The 15,835-nt window shown below is 60.1% G+C and carries 12 protein-coding genes and 5 pseudogenes; 7 read left to right on the plus strand and 10 right to left on the minus strand.

The window, feature by feature from the left end; translation table 11 throughout:
* Positions 1 to 17 precede the first annotated feature (17 nt).
* The 3 genes from AC0L3D_RS00255 to AC0L3D_RS00265 all read right to left on the minus strand — a co-directional run bounded on the left by AC0L3D_RS00255 (position 18) and on the right by AC0L3D_RS00265 (position 2,122).
* On the minus strand, positions 18 to 491 hold the full coding sequence (locus AC0L3D_RS00255; RefSeq protein WP_473535176.1) for a DUF2269 family protein: 474 nt from the start codon (positions 489 to 491) through the stop codon (positions 18 to 20).
* Positions 491 to 1,777, minus strand: a complete 1,287-nt coding sequence (locus tag AC0L3D_RS00260; protein WP_473642620.1) for an SDR family oxidoreductase — start codon at positions 1,775 to 1,777, stop codon at positions 491 to 493. The genes AC0L3D_RS00255 and AC0L3D_RS00260 overlap by 1 nt, the downstream gene beginning before the upstream one ends.
* A 141-nt stretch (positions 1,778 to 1,918) precedes the next feature.
* Positions 1,919 to 2,122: a hypothetical protein gene (locus AC0L3D_RS00265; RefSeq protein WP_023801320.1), complete on the minus strand. Its 204-nt coding sequence runs from the start codon at positions 2,120 to 2,122 to the stop codon at positions 1,919 to 1,921.
* An 858-nt stretch (positions 2,123 to 2,980) separates the two neighbouring features.
* Between AC0L3D_RS00265 and AC0L3D_RS00270 the strand changes: the two genes are divergently transcribed.
* The gene (locus AC0L3D_RS00270) at positions 2,981 to 3,274 is read left to right on the plus strand and encodes a hypothetical protein (protein WP_473477155.1); all 294 of its coding nucleotides are present in this window, start codon (positions 2,981 to 2,983) and stop codon (positions 3,272 to 3,274) included.
* A gap of 2 nt (positions 3,275 to 3,276) precedes the next feature.
* A pseudogene (locus tag AC0L3D_RS00275) lies at positions 3,277 to 3,970 on the plus strand (DUF899 domain-containing protein).
* Between the two features lie 191 nt (positions 3,971 to 4,161).
* On the opposite strand, the gene AC0L3D_RS00280 reads toward AC0L3D_RS00275, so the two are convergent.
* The 3 genes from AC0L3D_RS00280 to AC0L3D_RS00290 all read right to left on the minus strand — a co-directional run bounded on the left by AC0L3D_RS00280 (position 4,162) and on the right by AC0L3D_RS00290 (position 6,426).
* Entirely contained in the window at positions 4,162 to 4,605 is a 444-nt protein-coding gene (locus tag AC0L3D_RS00280; RefSeq protein ID WP_473629582.1) for a hypothetical protein, read from the minus strand.
* Positions 4,606 to 4,849: 244 nt separating this feature from the next.
* A complete protein-coding gene (locus tag AC0L3D_RS00285) occupies positions 4,850 to 5,470 on the minus strand; it encodes a DUF4142 domain-containing protein (protein ID WP_473629581.1) in 621 nt (206 codons plus the stop codon).
* A 776-nt stretch (positions 5,471 to 6,246) separates the two neighbouring features.
* Entirely contained in the window at positions 6,247 to 6,426 is a 180-nt protein-coding gene (locus AC0L3D_RS00290; protein ID WP_027154098.1) for a DUF3606 domain-containing protein, read from the minus strand.
* 398 nt (positions 6,427 to 6,824) lie between these two features.
* Here AC0L3D_RS00290 and AC0L3D_RS00295 point away from each other — a divergent pair.
* The 3 pseudogenes from AC0L3D_RS00295 to AC0L3D_RS00305 form a co-directional block, all read left to right on the plus strand.
* Positions 6,825 to 7,243 (plus strand): annotated as a pseudogene (locus tag AC0L3D_RS00295) (DUF983 domain-containing protein).
* Between the two features lie 457 nt (positions 7,244 to 7,700).
* Positions 7,701 to 8,150 (plus strand): annotated as a pseudogene (locus AC0L3D_RS00300) (inorganic diphosphatase); the annotation flags it as partial.
* Positions 8,151 to 8,241: 91 nt separating this feature from the next.
* Positions 8,242 to 8,439, plus strand: a pseudogene (locus tag AC0L3D_RS00305) (DUF2934 domain-containing protein); the annotation flags it as partial.
* Between the two features lie 1,050 nt (positions 8,440 to 9,489).
* On the opposite strand, the pseudogene AC0L3D_RS00310 reads toward AC0L3D_RS00305, so the two are convergent.
* A pseudogene (locus tag AC0L3D_RS00310) lies at positions 9,490 to 9,632 on the minus strand (ATPase domain-containing protein); the annotation flags it as partial.
* A 68-nt stretch (positions 9,633 to 9,700) separates the two neighbouring features.
* Between AC0L3D_RS00310 and AC0L3D_RS00315 the strand changes: the two are divergent.
* Entirely contained in the window at positions 9,701 to 9,865 is a 165-nt protein-coding gene (locus AC0L3D_RS00315) for a hypothetical protein (RefSeq protein ID WP_287244436.1), read from the plus strand.
* Positions 9,866 to 10,216: 351 nt separating this feature from the next.
* On the opposite strand, the gene AC0L3D_RS00320 is transcribed toward AC0L3D_RS00315, so the two are convergent.
* Positions 10,217 to 11,677, minus strand: a complete 1,461-nt coding sequence (locus AC0L3D_RS00320; protein WP_473642622.1) for a glycoside hydrolase 5 family protein — start codon at positions 11,675 to 11,677, stop codon at positions 10,217 to 10,219.
* Positions 11,678 to 12,392: 715 nt separating this feature from the next.
* On the opposite strand from AC0L3D_RS00320, the gene AC0L3D_RS00325 reads away from it, so the two are divergent.
* Entirely contained in the window at positions 12,393 to 13,556 is a 1,164-nt protein-coding gene (locus AC0L3D_RS00325; RefSeq protein WP_473629579.1) for a beta-glucosidase, read from the plus strand.
* A 60-nt stretch (positions 13,557 to 13,616) separates the two neighbouring features.
* On the opposite strand, the gene glf is transcribed toward AC0L3D_RS00325, so the two are convergent.
* Complete coding sequence (gene glf / locus AC0L3D_RS00330; RefSeq protein WP_473629578.1) at positions 13,617 to 14,792, minus strand: UDP-galactopyranose mutase; 1,176 nt, start codon at positions 14,790 to 14,792, stop codon at positions 13,617 to 13,619.
* A gap of 2 nt (positions 14,793 to 14,794) precedes the next feature.
* Positions 14,795 to 15,754: a glycosyltransferase family protein gene (locus AC0L3D_RS00335; protein WP_473629577.1), complete on the minus strand. Its 960-nt coding sequence runs from the start codon at positions 15,752 to 15,754 to the stop codon at positions 14,795 to 14,797.
* Positions 15,755 to 15,835 lie beyond the last annotated feature (81 nt).

Here is a 15,835-nt window from a genome sequence, read left to right on the forward strand (position 1 = left end):
TCTGTCGCGGCAAGGCGTTACCACTCGATCGTCGGCCGCGCGATCATCAGCCAGAAAATCCCGAGGACGGCAGCAAAGGCGGGAAAGCCGAAGGCGAACCACAGCCGGAAAAGCCTGGTATACCGGGCCGGCAGCGGGGCCCCCGTTTTGGCGGCTTCGGACGCCAGATTGCGCATTTCCCTCTGCATCCATACCACCGGCAGCCAGAACACACCGGTGACGATATAGAGCGCGATGGACAGCACGATCCAGCCTTCGGAGAGCGAGTAGCCCGCCAGCCAGGCGAGCGCGACGCCGGTTATCGGCTGCGCCACGACGGCAGTTGCCGTGAAGAGAAAGTCGGCGACCACTACGATGCGCGCCACTGCCGCAATTGTTGCCGCATTGCCGGTCCTGTGGGCGAGAAGCATGAAGAACGCGATGCCGGCGCCGGTGCCAAGCAGCACGCTGGCACCGATGACATGCAGGAACTTCAGCACGAAATAAAGCATCAGCGCTCCTCCAGGATCGCCAAGGCAACAAAGTGAAGGACGATGATCGGCAAGACCTTCAGGAATGGCCCAAGTGGTTCGTTCCACAGGTCCGGGCGCAGGAAAGTGCCCACGACCAGATAGAACAGCGACAGCGCGATGCCGGCGTAGAGGCCTTTTCGCGCCGTTGGCCGCCAGGCTATGAGTGCGCCGACGACGATGTCGGCAAGAGCGCCGGCGATCACGGCAGGCGCCGACAACATGCCAGCCCCCGTGCTTTGCATGAGGCCGATGCCGTTGCCGTAGCCCGTGGTCAGCGAAACAATCCCTGTCATGATCCAGAAGAACGGCAGCACGACGAAAATTGCAGGCTTTGTGAAATAAAGCCAGGCAAACCATTTCTCCTGCACCGTCGCAGGATTGAGCGCGAGGAACTGCGCCAGGCTTTGTGGCCGCATGCCGGTCAGGGAAATCCAGTCCGACGGATCTCCGAGCGCCCCCCGTGCGATCTCCCTGGCGGCATTGGTGCGCATTGGGGGCCGCCAGCCGAGCATCGCGGCAAAATCGCCGAGGCGATAGAGAAGCCGCGCACCCCAGCCCGGTAAGACCAGCCTGGCTGCAGGAGCCCAGCCGAGCCAGCGGCGGAAAGTACCGATGATCTCATCCATGGTCAGCTGTTCGGGACCGGCAAGTTCCAGCGCCAGACGAGACGGACTGCCGGGATTGAGAAAGAAGAGCACAGTCGAGACCACATCATCGAGCTGCACGACCTGCAGCCGGCCGGTATCTGGCATTGACGGCAGGATCGGCAGCGAGGCCAGGCCGCGAAACAATGCACTGGCTCCAAACACAGGCCGGCCGAGCACCACGGAAGGGCGAAGGATTATCCAGTCCAGGTCAAGCGCCGTCAGCGCCTGATCGCCGGCATATTTCGTCGCCGAGAACGACGAAGGCTGTGCCCGATCCACACCCATTGCCGAGAAGTGGATCACCTTGGCAACGCCGGCCCGCGCGCAGGCGAGAAAAAGAGCAGCCGCCGCATCGCGATGGACTTGCCCGGTCTTTTCGCGCGGGCTGTCCTGCAGAACGCCGGCACAGTTCACCACGGCATCGACGCCAGTCAGGTGCGGCAGCCAATCCTCAGGGCGAAGTGCTGCGGCCATATCCAGCACCAATGTCTGGTAATCGCGGGCTGCATTTGCCCGAGGGCTACGGGTGATGCCAACCACCTCATGTCCTTCGGAAACGAGGCGGGCGCAGATCGAAGCGCCGATCAAGCCGCTGGCTCCAACAACGAGAATTCTCATCGGCCCCCGATCTCCGGTAGCCACGAGATCGTCGCCGTTCTATTCGACGCGTATTTCCTCCACATCGTCGATGTTTTCCGGCGCTGCGAAAGCACATGTCGCTCGGCCAGCTGCTCCAGGTTTGACGATGACCATAGGCGTTCAATCCTCATTCCTGTACTCATGAATGAGACCAAGGATCTGCGAACGGACCAACTCGCGAGCCTCCGGCTGAACGAACGGCATCAAGAGTTCGACCCGTTCCTCGACGCTCTCGGGAAGATCCGCAGCAGGATCGACGAGGTCGTTGCCGTGCGCGTAGAGATTTTCCGTCAGTTTTTTATCAAGGTCGGAAAAAATGCCCATTGATCTGCTCCAAACCAGCTCCTCTGCTTAATTGAAGGCTGACGAAAATGTTCCCCGGATGATCGATCACAACAGCTGCTTCTCCGGCCGAAGCGCTGGGACTGGTCCAGCTCCACTTGTCCGGGCGGCAAGGAATTCGGGCAGTATCTTAATGTGGGAGAATTAGAGAGACATTTGCGCGAGGTGCGAAAAAGCAACGCCAATACAGCTGATTAGTGACGACGTAGGTACTCTCGCAGATGTGGTATTGGCCGTCCGGCGATTCCTGCACACGGTCCCGTGGGATGTTGAAATTATGCGGCAAGTAAGTGTAACCACCGTCTATCCTGGACCGTACCGACGACCGAGGTATGGCGCGGCAATCAGAGCCACCGCAACACTTGAATTTCGTCAGTGGGTCAATCCTGTCCTCGTACCAATCATGGGCGCTGGCGGCAGTTGCGGTGGCGATACACATCGTGAAGACGAGGCTTCGCATGGCGTTCCCCAGGTATTTGGCAGGCGCTGCTCGTTCGAGCGTCCATTGTATATTAGCGTTCCATTAGAAACACCATTGGCCTCCGACCGACCACGCAGCTCCAGCAAGCGATGCTCGCGCTGAAAGACTGCATTGGGTCAACCCTGCCAACAACCGGGAGTCGTCTCATTCGTTTCCGTGTCGGCCAAGCGCGGTGAGATTTGCGTTGGATTGAGGGCTAATGCGCGCTCCCAATTATTGCGGTAGGCGATTGCTGCAGGTCCGTTTGCAGCCCAACATTGAAATCCCGTCACACTTGTAACTCTCACCTCTCCGGCTGCCCGAGATAGCGTCTTTTTATCGAAAACGTGGAAACGGCGAATTCGACCGCAGGACCGGAAATGACGATGTTTGCAGCAAAAGAGAAAGCCACATCGTTGCTCGGGCAGGCGGTCGGTTTTGCCCGCTGGCTCGGGCTCGCCGCCGCACCGACCTTTGCCCTGATGGCCTGGATTTCTACTGTCGGCTCGCCGGGCATGACCATGTGCTCTGCCGCCTCGCCTTTCATGCCGGTCAACGACATGGCCCTGATGTACCTGCTGATGAGCCTCTTTCACGTATCGCCGTGGCTGAAGCTCTTTTCCGCCCGTTCGCAGCACTGCAACACTTCCGTCGCCCAAACCCAAGGAGACTGACAATGCAACACGCTGTCGTTTCACGCGATAACTGGCTGAGCGCCCGCCGGGACCTCCTGCGAGCGGAGAAGGAACTCACGCATCTTCGCGACAAGGTCGCACGCGAGCGGCTCGCGCTGCCATGGGTGCGTATCGACAAGGAATATTTGTTTGACACGCCGGACGGTCCGCGTGCGCTCGCCGACCTCTTCGACGGCCGCTCGCAACTTCTCGTGCAACATTTCATGTTCGCGCCGGGATGGAGGAAGGCTGCCCAAGTTGCTCGTTCATGGCTGATCACACCGACGGCATGAACAGGCATCTGGCGCATCACGATGTAACCATGATCGCCGTCTCGCGCGCGCCGCTGGCCGATATTGAGCGCTACCGCAGACGTATGGGCTGGCAGTTCCGATGGGTGTCCTCGAACGGCAGTCAGTTCAACTACGATTTCCGGGTCAGTTTCACGCCCGAAGAGGTCGCTACCGGGCACATCGACTACAACTACGGCGAATGGCGGGAAACCGGCGAGGAATGGCCTGGCCTGAGCGCCTTCTACAAGGATGAGGCTGGCACCGTCTTTCACACCTACTCCACCTACGGCCGCGGGGTGTGGAGGTGATGATGGGCACCTACGCCATGCTCGACCTGATGCCAAAGGGCCGCAACGAAGCTGAGGGAATGGACTGGGTGCGCCGCCACGACCGCTACGCGTAGACCCGCGGGGACGTTGGAATGCGTTCACTCGTGAGAACTGCTACCTTCAGGCCCGAATCCCGCAAAGCTAGGCTGCGCGCAGTCAGACGATCCCTGCCCGACGATCTCGAGTAGACCCGAGATGATCTGTAAGGTCTTGACTGAAACTTCCTGCTCGCGGTCAAGCCAGAATGGGATCGGCATTGTAGCCATCAGCCTCGCTTCTTACGAATTTCCGATATCGCCGCCCTTGGGCGGGTGGGCCGACCAAACACTTCGGTTCTTGCGGCTTCGAGCTCGCTCAGAGATCTGGAGAGGGTAGCGCCCCAGACGACATGGACGGCCAGCATCAGAAGATTTCGGTAGGCGGGGTGCCTCCAGGCTGGCGCGAGGATATTGGCGGCCGGAATCCACCCGAGATAGCTGAGCGCCCACACGCCCAGGCCATAAAGGATGCCGTTGCCACGGCGCATAGGCAGAAGCGCAAAAATCGAGCCGGTCAGGGCTCCGAAGCCGAAATGAGCAAGCAGCGTGCTGGTTCGCGCGCCCTGCTCGTCGCCGGCGGGTGCGACGCGCTCGACGATCTCGCGCGGTGGCAAAGGGTAACGGTCCCGCTTGTCGAGCAACGGATGAAGGCGCCGCATGGCGATGGTCATCGCCAGCGTGGCCGCAAGTCCCGCAAGAGCTCCTGATACGATCCGCTGCAATATTTTCTCCCGCGATATTTGCCAAACGGCAGTTTGGCGCGATCGTTCCCGAGCGACGTCGCAGCTATCTCGCGCTCAAACGAAAATCATCGCTCACTGCGTCCGCGCCTGAAGCTGCGCTGCCGCGAGAAAAACGCGAAGAGGACTGGTCGAGGAACAATGCAGGAAACGGCTTGATGTTGCCGCCGGCTGGCTACTGCTTGGTCGGCGCCGTGGTGGCGTCGGCGATCGCCTGGCTAGCCAGTTCCGCCTTGATGTCGCGCGCCAGTTGCAGATGCTCGAGCACCGTTGGCAAAGTCTCGGAGGCGAAATGCTGAAGGCCGGCGTCCTGTCCAGATCCTATCTCCCATTCAAGCAGCTGCACCGTCTTCTGGTGATCGGTGATCTGCCCGCTGATATAGGCAATATCAAACCTCGCCCCGTCGAGCTTTTCAAGCTCGGCCCGCTGCCGCTCGTGCTCCTCGTCGAGCCCTTCCGGCAGCGGGATCCTATTGGTCTCAGCGAGAGATTTCAGTCTCGCGTTCGCCGCCGAGTGGTCGTCGACCATGCGGCCGGCAAATGCGGTGACGGCGGAGTTGCCGGACTTTTTCGCGAGCTTGCCGAATTCGACCTCGGCTGCGCCGCCGGCGGCGGCGAGCTGCGCGAACAGCCGGTCCTGGTAGTTGGTCTGATGAGGCGCCGGCTGTCCCGGCGCCTCCATCCTGGTATCCGGGGCCATGCCGGCCGGGTTTCCGATCTGGGCCAAAAGCGGCGATACCGAGAGAGGCGATGCGGAAAGCACTGCCAATCCCAACACAGTTGCAAAGACACGCATGAGAACCTCCATCGAAGATGCGTCGGGATCGGTCGGCCAGCCGCGATCCTGCGGACGTCGGAAAACGGCGATGCTGCGAAGCCGTGGTCGCCATCCCTCGCTCCTTTGGCACCCCCAACTTTGGGCCAGACCATGTGTTCCCTACCCTACCCCGCCTTTGGTATGCGTGGCTCCAGGTCGCAACCACGGCGTAACAATTGTTAGCGCGGGCTCACCGCCTAAACGACTCCAGCGTTTGCGCGCGCCTTCCTCGCGACAGGCTGCATCGCCGGCACCAGACTCCAAGCCTTGGGAGATCACTAAAATCAACATCGGCGCGGATTGTCGACTGCATGGGTGGGGCCGGCTGGACGCGCGGCGAGATCATGCGCTCGCTACCCCGGCTGATCGGTGCCGACAATAAGACCCAAAAGGAAAATGCCAGGCTTGAAGACGAGCCGCCTGACGCGCGGCGGTCGCCAGCCTTGACACGCTACTGTTGCCAAACGCGTACACTTCACAGGTCGCGCGCACTTACACGGCAAGCTGGCGCTTGATAGCCAACTCAGGTGCTGCCGCCCCATCTAAGCGGGAGACTGAAATGGCACAAACCAATCAGAATTTGGAGTATCGGCTCCAAGTGCGACGTCCTGAATATCCCCAGTGCCGATTGCGGTCACACGCCAGACTACTCGTAAGTGAGCTGACCGAGCATGTCGATTTGGATGCGCTGGACTGGCTTGTGCGCAAGTAGGTCGGGCGAGGCTACGTCCGAATCGCGCCGAAGATCGACCCGACTAGTCCTCCTTCTTCAAATCTTCAGCTTCGTCCTTCAGCCGCTGCCAGTCAGCGCCGTGCTTGCGAAGCAATGCCCGCGCTTGTTTGGGCGTCACGCCTGTCACCTCCGCGAGGTGCTCAACTTCTAGTTCTGCACCCTTCTTAACTCGGCTCGCGTCGCTCGTGCTCTTGTCCGCCATCTGTTGCGTCCTCCTTGGCCCAAGGTCGTTGGCAACGAATGTTGAACGTTGTGGTTCCGTCCCTGTGGAACTAACTGCCGGCCGTGTAGTTCTACCGCCGAAGGAGATCTCAATGCTTCGATTCTTAATCAGTCTTGGCGCGCTGTACGCGGCATTTCAAATTGGCCGTGAGTTCGGCCGCACCGAGTCGGAGGTCATCCAGATTCCACCCGACGATCGTCGTGCGACGGGAAATGGGACAGAGTTCGGCGAGCGGACCTAAGGGTTCTGGTAGCCCCCTAAAGCTTGCGCTATCTACGCGACATTGGCGCGAGCAAAACCAGTTACTCCTCGTCGCCGAAATCCAACGAGGACGCGGCCTGCTTCGGAACAACGCCGCGGCGATGTGGTTTTGTAGGATGACCTACAACGAAACGACCAACCCCGTCCTGACCGGTATCAGGGGCGTTGCCCGCGCTGCCAACAGGGGCATCTGTTCAGCACGTATCTCAAGCTGGCGCGGCGTTGCGAGGTATGCGGATTGAATTTCTCGTTCGCCGATCCGGCTGACGGGCCGGCCTTCTTTTCCATGTCAATTGTGGCATTCCCGGCGCTGGCTTTCGCACTATGGTTTCAGCTCACGTATGAGCCGTCCTATTGGATGCATGCGCTCACAACCTTACCCCTCACCGTTGGCGCGTGTGTTGCATTGCTAAGACCCCTCAAAGGCTGGCTAGTTTGCTCGCAGTACTTCCACAAGGCTGAGGAAGGCTCCATCGACCGAGAATGGCATGCAGCCGAAGCCGAGCGCCAACGGCAGCAGCCGCCGAATACGTGAAGTCTATGAGGCCAAGAAACGTATGTAGAGCTGCCGCACCTTTTGGCCCGCCAAATGCTCCCAACTACCTCGGTTCCTATTCGTCGCTGATACCGGCACAGAACTATGTCGGATATGGCCATGTTCGCCGCGGAGGTGCTTTATATGCAGCTTCACCGCCTCTGGCCCACTGCTTCGCCGGCCGTTTCTTCAACTCTTTGGGCGGTAGACCGGCGTTGTCCTGATCGATAATCGCATTCTCGATCTCAAGCTCACTGGCGGCTTCGAATGAGCAGTGTATTTGCGCGCCCAATCTGCATCGGTTTCCCTGAAGACCAGGGTAGGCACGTTCGGAACAAATCCGCGATCCGCCGCTTGGAGAACTTTGGAGCCATCGGCATGGGCTCGCGAGGACCAAACGTGGCGAATTATCTGACACTGCCTACGACTACATCGAAGGATCGGATCAAGGGTGGTCGTGGAAGCGCCGCGTGGTACCGAAGCAAAGTTGACGTACAAACCCAAGAAGAAGCTGTTCGAGTATACGCGGCCGCTTCCAGCGGGCCTAGCCTACCACTACGACTGGAGCTTTCTGCCTTCTACACTGGGCGATGATGGCGATGCCCTCGACGGTCTGGTTATCCATGAGGCAGCCAGCGCTCCCGGTGTTGTCATCAAATGCGATCTGCTGGCGGCCCTTCGTGTCATGCGGACGGAGAACGCCGAGACCGTGAGAAACGATCGCTATGTATTTTGCCCGCACAGGCAAGATGCGCATAGCGGGTCTCTCCTTGGCGAGAATGTTCCGGATCGGTTGCGATCCGAGATTGAGCAGTTTTTCCTCGCGTCAGTGTCCGGCACCGACAAGCAGATCGAATTCGAAGGGTGGCACGATTCCAGCCAAGCTCTCCGGAACATCCATCGGGCCATGAGAACTTTCGAGCGGAAACAGCGAGCGGCCCAATATGAGAGGAATGTAGGCTTGAGAACACAGGCTGCCTGGGCGCCGGTGGCGGGCATTTGCGCCGCCCCTTACCGCAGACAATGCTCTCCCGGAAACTCGCGAGATCGCCAGCTCAGACCTTTTGACCGTCGAGGCTCTGGCAATGCGAACGGGCATAAGCAGTGACCAGGCACAAGAACTGATCGATAGGCTTGGCAATGATCGCGCGGCCATCGAGGAAGCCGCGCGGAGCCTTAAGGCGGCGGGAGGGTGACCTCAGCAGCCAATCCCTGTTATCTCACGGCTCGGAATGTTCGCCGCGCCTTATTCGTCTTGTAGGTAAGCCCAGTTGGTGCCTCAATCGGCGCCGGTCCAAATAAAAAGGACAACAGCCAACCAGGCCACAGGTGGCAAACACCACGACCACCCGGTCCGGCCGCGGGCGGACCATTTCGAGTATTGTCCAGTGTGCGGACAAGACTTCGAGAAGCGCGACCTGGGCCAGCTGGGTCATCGTGCTAAGATCGAGCACCAGTTGCTGCAGCCTGTGAATTAAACTGCGCCTTGCGGAGACCGCCAGGAATGAGTGGAAAGCGCCAGGTGCAGCGTGCCTACTACGACTTCTTCGAATTCCTCTTCGGTGCCGGTGCCCCAGAAAGAGCGGTTTCAGTCCTCAGTCGTCGTTCCCGGAGCCGAGCTGTCTTTGCATCTCGTGCCGCGCGCTCGACCTCGATCAATTCCCGCGCAGCATCCGTCGTACGCTCCTTTCTGTCTCGTTTTTCCTTTTCAGTGAATGCTTGCCTTTGCCGCATTGTTCTCCCCGATCTGACAGCACAGCGCTGTGTTGCCGCACCGAACCATCGTCGCCAGATCGGATTCCACCCGCACAGCAAAAAGGTTGCCATATCCTTCGGCACGGCGGACTGCATCACATCGCCAACGACCGCGCCCCGAGGGAATGGGAAGGACGCGGGCTGATCGGAGAGGGTTCAGCACTAGGTCAAAGTGTGCCCGACCCGAACGCATTTGGCTCGGCGGGGTCCCCGAACGAAAGACAAACCGCCTGCTAACAAGCCCCGTCCAACGGTCGTCTCGCAAAGAAGCTCTACTCGTCCGCCCTTCTGCCATGTAATTTGCAACAATCCGAGACGCGAGCACTTCACGTCGTTTTCCAGATTGAGCCTCGACCCTTTGGCCGGTCGAACATGCGGCTCAGTAGCGCCATTCGGAGGGGCGGGACGCACCCCTCCTTTTAGCTTGTCGGTATCGCCACGACACCTGCGCCCTGCCCACCGCCAGAACCTGCCCTCGGTCTATTCAGCCAAGCCTCCTCGACCGTCTCCCCGAATTCCAGGTCGGAAGAATGGACGAGGTCAGCAACCGGGAGCGATCACGGCTGAGTTCTGGAGGAACGAGTTCCAGAACTTCTATCCCGTCCAGACTCCAGCCGTGCCTGCCTGCCACAGCGGCGCTTGGCCTGCCGTTCAGGAACAACAACGCCCAAGCGAAGTTTGGTGGTCCAGGAGGTAACGACAATGCGCATACTGACAACATTCTTTGGATACTTGTGGCGCTCGAACAGCAAGTCGCCGCCCGACCTTGCGCCGCCCGTCGACGCGATTGTTCGGCTGCTGAAAGAAAAGCAAAAACTCCCTACAAAGAAAGGACTTGGTCGACCAGATCAGACTACTGGCGGCTGACCGCGCTGCGACGCAGGATGTGGCGACGGGGCAGACGGCATCACCCGTCACCTTCTGTAGCTTGGGGGACGGATCGGCATCATGCCCGGCTATCGACGGCGACGCCGAGAGAAGCAGATCAGGTTCGCGCCACTTAGCCACCGCTCAATTCCGGCTGGCAGGTCACGTGTCTTTACGCGCAAGGCCGCGCGCAGCCTCAAGAAGCCGCTGCGGTCACCGAAATCCTGAGGTTGCCGGCGGCTCGACCGTGCGGGCGGTTACAGAGGAGTCTTGCGATGTCGAGCCCATCACCGGCTACACGGCTCCAAAGCCCCGGTCACTGAAAATCGGCATCGGCGCGAAGTTGCCTCCCTAGATCCGGCGGATGGCAAGGGCGACATCGGCGGAGAACGGCGGCAAATCAAGCTTCAGCCAGCCGTCCGAATTCGCTTGCCATTCCGCTGTTTGGCTGCCGGCCGCGGTGTCCCAGGCGATGACGCGATAGGTGCCGCGAGCCAACCCGGGCAGCTCCAGGACGGCAGGAATGGGCGCAGTGCCGGCACGCAGCATGCCATTTCGCCCGATCGTGTCGCTGCGAACCAGCCAGACCACTGCCTGGGAATCGTCGCCGCAGGCGACCGGCGCGATGTCGGGACCGGAAATCCGCATCTTGTCGCCGAGATGGACACGCCGGAACGAAACCCAATCTATCAGAGGCAGGAAGTCGGCCAGCGAACGCTGCGCCCGCCGCATTCCGGGGGTGAGCACGTGCGGGGAGCGGTTCGGCCACCGCATGCCGCCACCGGCACCCCCCGAAGCCAGGTGAGCCCATTGCAGATGGCGGAAGTATTCATCGTCGAAGGGTTCGGGGAGCGTGATCTTCTTGTCCTTGAACGAGTGGATCGGGCCGTGCTCGGAATCGAGAAAAGGGCGACCGTCATGAATTTCACCAAGCGCCTCTCCGACGATTCGCGCCATGCCGAGCGCCGGCCCCACCGTGTCACTGGGGTCGTCAATTGTGCCCTCCTCGTAGAGATGGAGGGAGGCGAAATCGAGGTCGGGGTGGCGGAAGATCGGTGCAGCCAGCGGCATTTGCGGCCGCCAGCGAAGCTCAGGTCCGAACAGCGAAACGGTCTGCGGGTGAGAGCGGCCGTAAAGTGACGTTTCCAGGCGGCGCACAAAATCGCTGAGATCATGGATGAAAGCGCCGAAGCCATCCGCGCTGCCCTGAGCCTGCTCGGGATGGATCTCGTTCCAGAGGTCCCATGCGAAAAGGGCTCCGCTGCCGCTCCATCTGCGAACCACGAATTCCAGTCTCGCCTTGATCGCGCGGCGCGTATCGGCGCAGACCAGGAATCGCGACGGGTGGTCCAGCACGCCTCCGTTGTGGCGGTTGTAGGGATGGTGGCGCCAGTGGAGCCACTGCCAGAACGTATCAAAGGGGGTGAGCAGGATTCTCAAGCCCTGTTTTTCGCACAGACGAAAAAGATCGTCCCACAGTTGCACCATCGCCGGGACGAAGCGGCCCTGCGGCTTCTCGAAGTAGCGGTGGCGAACCTGGGCGTATTCCAGCATCAGCCTAAGACAGGTGACGCCGCTTTCCTTCAGCCAACGGAGATGATCTTCCACGCCGGCCATATCGGCGCGCCGGAACAAACCATTGAGTTCGGGCCAGCTTACCGCATCATTCTGCCCGATCGGCGTCCATGCCTCGCCGTCCTCGGTGACGAAATAGGAACCGGCTATCTTGATCCAAGGCAGGCCCGCAGCCGATCTCGGCGCGGAGTCTTCCACTTCGCCGACCAGCGGTATCGCCAATCTAATGTCGTTCAAGGCATGCTCGAATTTCGTCCGCGGAGCAGTATAACTGCCGCGGTGGCAAAATGTTTCGCCGGGCTTGGCAGGCCAATGCTCCTTTCGCCCCATTTTGCAGTAAATGGATGCCCTGTCTCGACGCAGCGGCGCCTTGCCTCAAGAGCGGCGCGGAGCTGGTGATGTCGACCGATCACCCAGAGAAGTTGCAGGCGCAGAACGCACGCTCGGTTCTGATAGCAATGTGAGAACCCTCGCTGCGGACATGACGAGGGAGCGGAAGTGTCGTGCGTCGCTTCGTCGACAAGGGCAGAATTCCAGGTTGGCGGTCGTCTGCCCGACCAGACAAACTTCAGCCGAAGGGGAACCTCACGGTCCCAGGCAAGTTCGGTAGGATTGTGGGGGAGATTGCGTGTGCTTTCATCTCATCAGCTTTATAGTTGTCGTGCGTGCGATCTTCTCCTTCCTCGGATTCCATCATCCAGCCCGACAACGGATTGGCGAGGCGCGGCTTCAGAGCGCCAGTCTTTCATCCTGAGGTCAACGTCTGCTCACCGACAACACCTGGACTCGGCTCCGCTCACGCTTGCTTGGTCAACATTCTACGCTTGCACGGCATTTACCGCTCAGGGGACGACGTGATGGAGGCCCGAAGGAAATTGTGGCGGTCGAGACTGGCAATGGCCGGCCGCCCGGCGGGAGCGCCGGCGCGAGCCCTGGCCGAGGGGTTGCACGTATGAGCAGCAATCCGGCGCGTCCGCCAGGCGAGTACCGGTCCGCGTTTGCCAGCTTCTTCATGGCTGGTTTCGAGTGTTCATCCCATCGGCGCGGCGACGGAGTGCGCCTCGATTTGATCCGAGCGACCGCCCACGACACGCACGCCCTCAGCGACTATCGCAGTTGTGCTGCCCTTGGGCTTCGCACGATTCGCGACGGCTTGCGCTGGCACCTGATTGAAACAGCGCCAGGAGTTTTCGATTGGTCGGGTTGGATAGCGATGATCGAAGCAGCTCAGGCCGCCGGGGTGCAGGTCATCTGGGATATCTTTCACTACGGCTCGCCGGATCACGTCGACCAGGGTGGCTCAGGTTTCACCGAGGCCTATGTGCGATTCGCCGCCGAGGCCGTCCGGGTTCACCGCTCCGTTGCCGGGACAGCTCCCCTGGTATGTCCCATTAATGAAATTTCGTTCTTCGCATGGGCGATAGAGGTCGGCTATTTCCCGCGCGTGGGGCCGAAGAAGCGGGGATGGTTCAAGCGGCAGCTTGTGAGGGCAGCGGTTGCGGGCGTCAAAGCGATGCGAGATGCCGAACCTGATTGCAGGTTCATCTGGGCTGAACCGCTAATCCATGTCGCTCCTCGCGACCGCACTCGCGCCGAGCGGCGGCGCGCGGAAAATGTTCGTCAGGGCCAGTTTGAAGCCTATGACATGCTCACGGGCCGTGCCGAGCCCGAACTGGGCGGCCGGGAGGACTGTGTCGACGTCATCGGGCTCAACTTTTATCCGCACAATCAATGGTACTTTCAGGGGCCAACGATACCAATGGGTCACCACGAGTACCGGGCACTTTCGGACATGTTGGTCGAGGTCGCTGAGCGCTACAGGAAACCTATATTTATCGCCGAGACGGGTGCTGAAGGTTCAGGCCGGCCGGCATGGCTCCACTATGTTTGCGATGAGGTCCGCGACGCGATGGGCCTTGGTGCGCCGATTCGGGGCATATGCCTTTACCCGGTGACAGCGTATCCCGGCTGGGACAATTCGCGGCACGCGGAAGTCGGCTTGTTGTCGACGATACATGCCGACGGTTCGCGCAGTCTTCGCCAGCCGGTTGCAAATGAATTGGAGCGCCAGCGCGCATTGTTTGCGGCAAGTGTTTCGTCGAAAACAAGCGCGTGACCTTTAACGCCTTTTCGCGGCGGATCACGGAAGGCAAGACTTGGCTACCGCTATCCGGGATCAGTATTGATGTTCGCCGCGAGCCGTGCCCGACGAATCGAGCATCGCTCGGTGCGCTGGCATCTGCGGGGCGCGGTTTGCCGGCAGGTTTTTTTGAATTCGCGCGAACGTCGCCAAAGCCTGACCCACGACCTGATCCATGTTGTAATAGCGGTATGTGGCCAGGCGCCCGACGAACCAGGCGTCTGGGCACGCCGCAGCCAATGCTTCGTAACGTTTGTACAGCGCCTCGTTTTCCGCCCGTGGCACCGGGTAATAGGGATCTCCGATATCGGTTGGATATTCGTAGGTCAGGCTGGTTTTCGAGTTCTGCTGGCCGGTCAGATGCTTGTACTCGGTGATGCGGGTATAGTTTTCCGTCTGCGGATAATTGACTACCGCGACCGGTTGAAACTGCTCGCAGTCAAGCGTCACGTGCTCGAACCGCAGTGACCGATAAGGCAGATGACCAAGGCTCCAATCGAAATATTCATCAATCGGCCCGGTGTAGATCATGCGCTGAAAGGGGATCGTGTCGCGAATTTCGCGATAGTCGGTTTGCAGCATGATCTTGATCTTTGGGTTGTGCAGCATGCGCTGAAACATGCGTGTATACCCGCCTGCCGGCATGTTCTGGAAGACGTCGCCGAAGTAGCGGTCATCGCGGTTGGTCCGGGTAGGGACGCGCGCCGTCACCGACTTGCTCAATTGCGCCGGATCGATACCCCACTGCTTCCTTGTATAGCCGCGAAAGAACTTCTCGTAGAGTTCCCTGCCGACGGTGCTCACAACCACGTCTTCGGCGGTGCGAACTTCTTCGACCGTTTCCCGCCGAGAAACGAAGAACTCCTCCAACTGCTCGGATGTCAATTCAAGGCCGTACAGGCGGTTAATGGTGTCGAGATTGATCGGTATTGGCAGCAGTTTTCCGTCGACCGAAGCCAGTACGCGATGTTCGTAAGGCCTCCATTCGGTGAACTGCGAGAGATAGTCGATTATCGATTGGGCGTTGGTGTGGAATATATGCGGCCCATAGCGGTGGATCAGAATTCCCGCCTCATCATAGCAGTCATAAGCGTTGCCGCCGACGTGATTTCGCCGGTCGATGAGCAGAACGCTTTCACGCCGTTGCGATGCAATGCGTTCGGCAAGCACGCTGCCGGCGAAGCCGGCGCCGACAATGAGCCAATCGAACATGGTCAGGCTCTCCTGCGCAACGGCACAGTGCTCTTCATGGCATAGGCGCGCTGGATGTGGGCAGCCATTGCCTCCCACGTCCGCTCCCACGACATGTTGGCGAGGTAGGCGTCGACTTTCTTCAGCAGGAGGTTGCGCGGACTCGACAGAACGGACCGAAGCTTGGGTTCGAGATCTTCGGCGTCGAAGATATCGATAAGGCCTTCCGCACTATAGGTTCGCACGACATCCACTATCGCCGTAGACACTACCGGCAGCCCGGCCGCCAGGAACTCGGGAGTTTTGGTAGGGCTGATGTAGCGCGTCGCCTCATTGAGCGCGAAGGGCATCCAGCCGGCGCTCCAGTGCCTGAGATAGCGAGGCAGGTCGGCGTAGGACTTGGCGCCCAGCCAATGCAAGTTGGTTGCGGCCGGCAGACCCAGCGGGTCGATCTTGACCACCGGGCCGAGCATGACGAAATGCACGTCGGGCATTGCCGCAGCCGCTTGCGCGACCATCTCAATGTCGAGCCGTTCGTCGATCACGCCGAAGAAGCCAACCCTCGGGTGAGGTATGTCGGCCTGGTCTGCAGGGTCATCGCCGGGCTGTCTTGCCTTGTGAAAATGCGCGACATCGATGCTGCTTGGGAAGGGAAAGATCGACTTGTGGAGGCATCGTTTGGCCTCGTACAGGCTCAGTCCGCCCGTGAACACGACATCGGCGCGCTGAAACAGCGCCTTTTCCATCTGCGTCAACTCTGCCGGCGCGTTCTTGAAGGCGGAGAGTTCATCCATGCAGTCGTAGACGCACACGTCGCAGCGGAGATGATCGCTGAAACGCAGCGCCATGGGCGTGTAGTACCATATAGTCAGCCGCTCATGCGGGGCGGAGGTGAGGATCCGATCGACGAACCTGCGCTGGATGGCATCCGCCTTTGTTGCGGAGATGCCGACCGGAAGAACCGGCGTTACGGTTCGGATCATCGGCGACTCATCTGTCACCCGCATGAAGGGGTCGTGTCTTTCCTCGAAGACCGGTTCCTCAAAGTAAATTATCTGTTGCTG

The sequence above is a fragment of the Mesorhizobium sp. WSM4837 genome, from assembly GCF_055811435.1.

Bases quoted from the DNA above. Each gene is read 5' to 3' on its own strand.
- AC0L3D_RS00255 (WP_473535176.1), bottom strand. From the start codon at position 491: ATGCTTTATTTCGTGCTGAAGTTCCTGCATGTCATCGGTGCCAGCGTG.
- AC0L3D_RS00260 (WP_473642620.1), bottom strand. From the start codon at position 1,777: ATGAGAATTCTCGTTGTTGGAGCCAGCGGCTTGATCGGCGCTTCGATC.
- AC0L3D_RS00265 (WP_023801320.1), bottom strand. From the start codon at position 2,122: ATGGGCATTTTTTCCGACCTTGATAAAAAACTGACGGAAAATCTCTAC.
- AC0L3D_RS00270 (WP_473477155.1), top strand. From the start codon at position 2,981: ATGACGATGTTTGCAGCAAAAGAGAAAGCCACATCGTTGCTCGGGCAG.
- AC0L3D_RS00280 (WP_473629582.1), bottom strand. From the start codon at position 4,605: ATGACCATCGCCATGCGGCGCCTTCATCCGTTGCTCGACAAGCGGGAC.
- AC0L3D_RS00285 (WP_473629581.1), bottom strand. From the start codon at position 5,470: ATGCGTGTCTTTGCAACTGTGTTGGGATTGGCAGTGCTTTCCGCATCG.
- AC0L3D_RS00290 (WP_027154098.1), bottom strand. From the start codon at position 6,426: ATGGCGGACAAGAGCACGAGCGACGCGAGCCGAGTTAAGAAGGGTGCA.
- AC0L3D_RS00315 (WP_287244436.1), top strand. From the start codon at position 9,701: ATGCGCATACTGACAACATTCTTTGGATACTTGTGGCGCTCGAACAGC.
- AC0L3D_RS00325 (WP_473629579.1), top strand. From the start codon at position 12,393: ATGAGCAGCAATCCGGCGCGTCCGCCAGGCGAGTACCGGTCCGCGTTT.
- glf (WP_473629578.1), bottom strand. From the start codon at position 14,792: ATGTTCGATTGGCTCATTGTCGGCGCCGGCTTCGCCGGCAGCGTGCTT.
- AC0L3D_RS00335 (WP_473629577.1), bottom strand. From the start codon at position 15,754: ATGATCCGAACCGTAACGCCGGTTCTTCCGGTCGGCATCTCCGCAACA.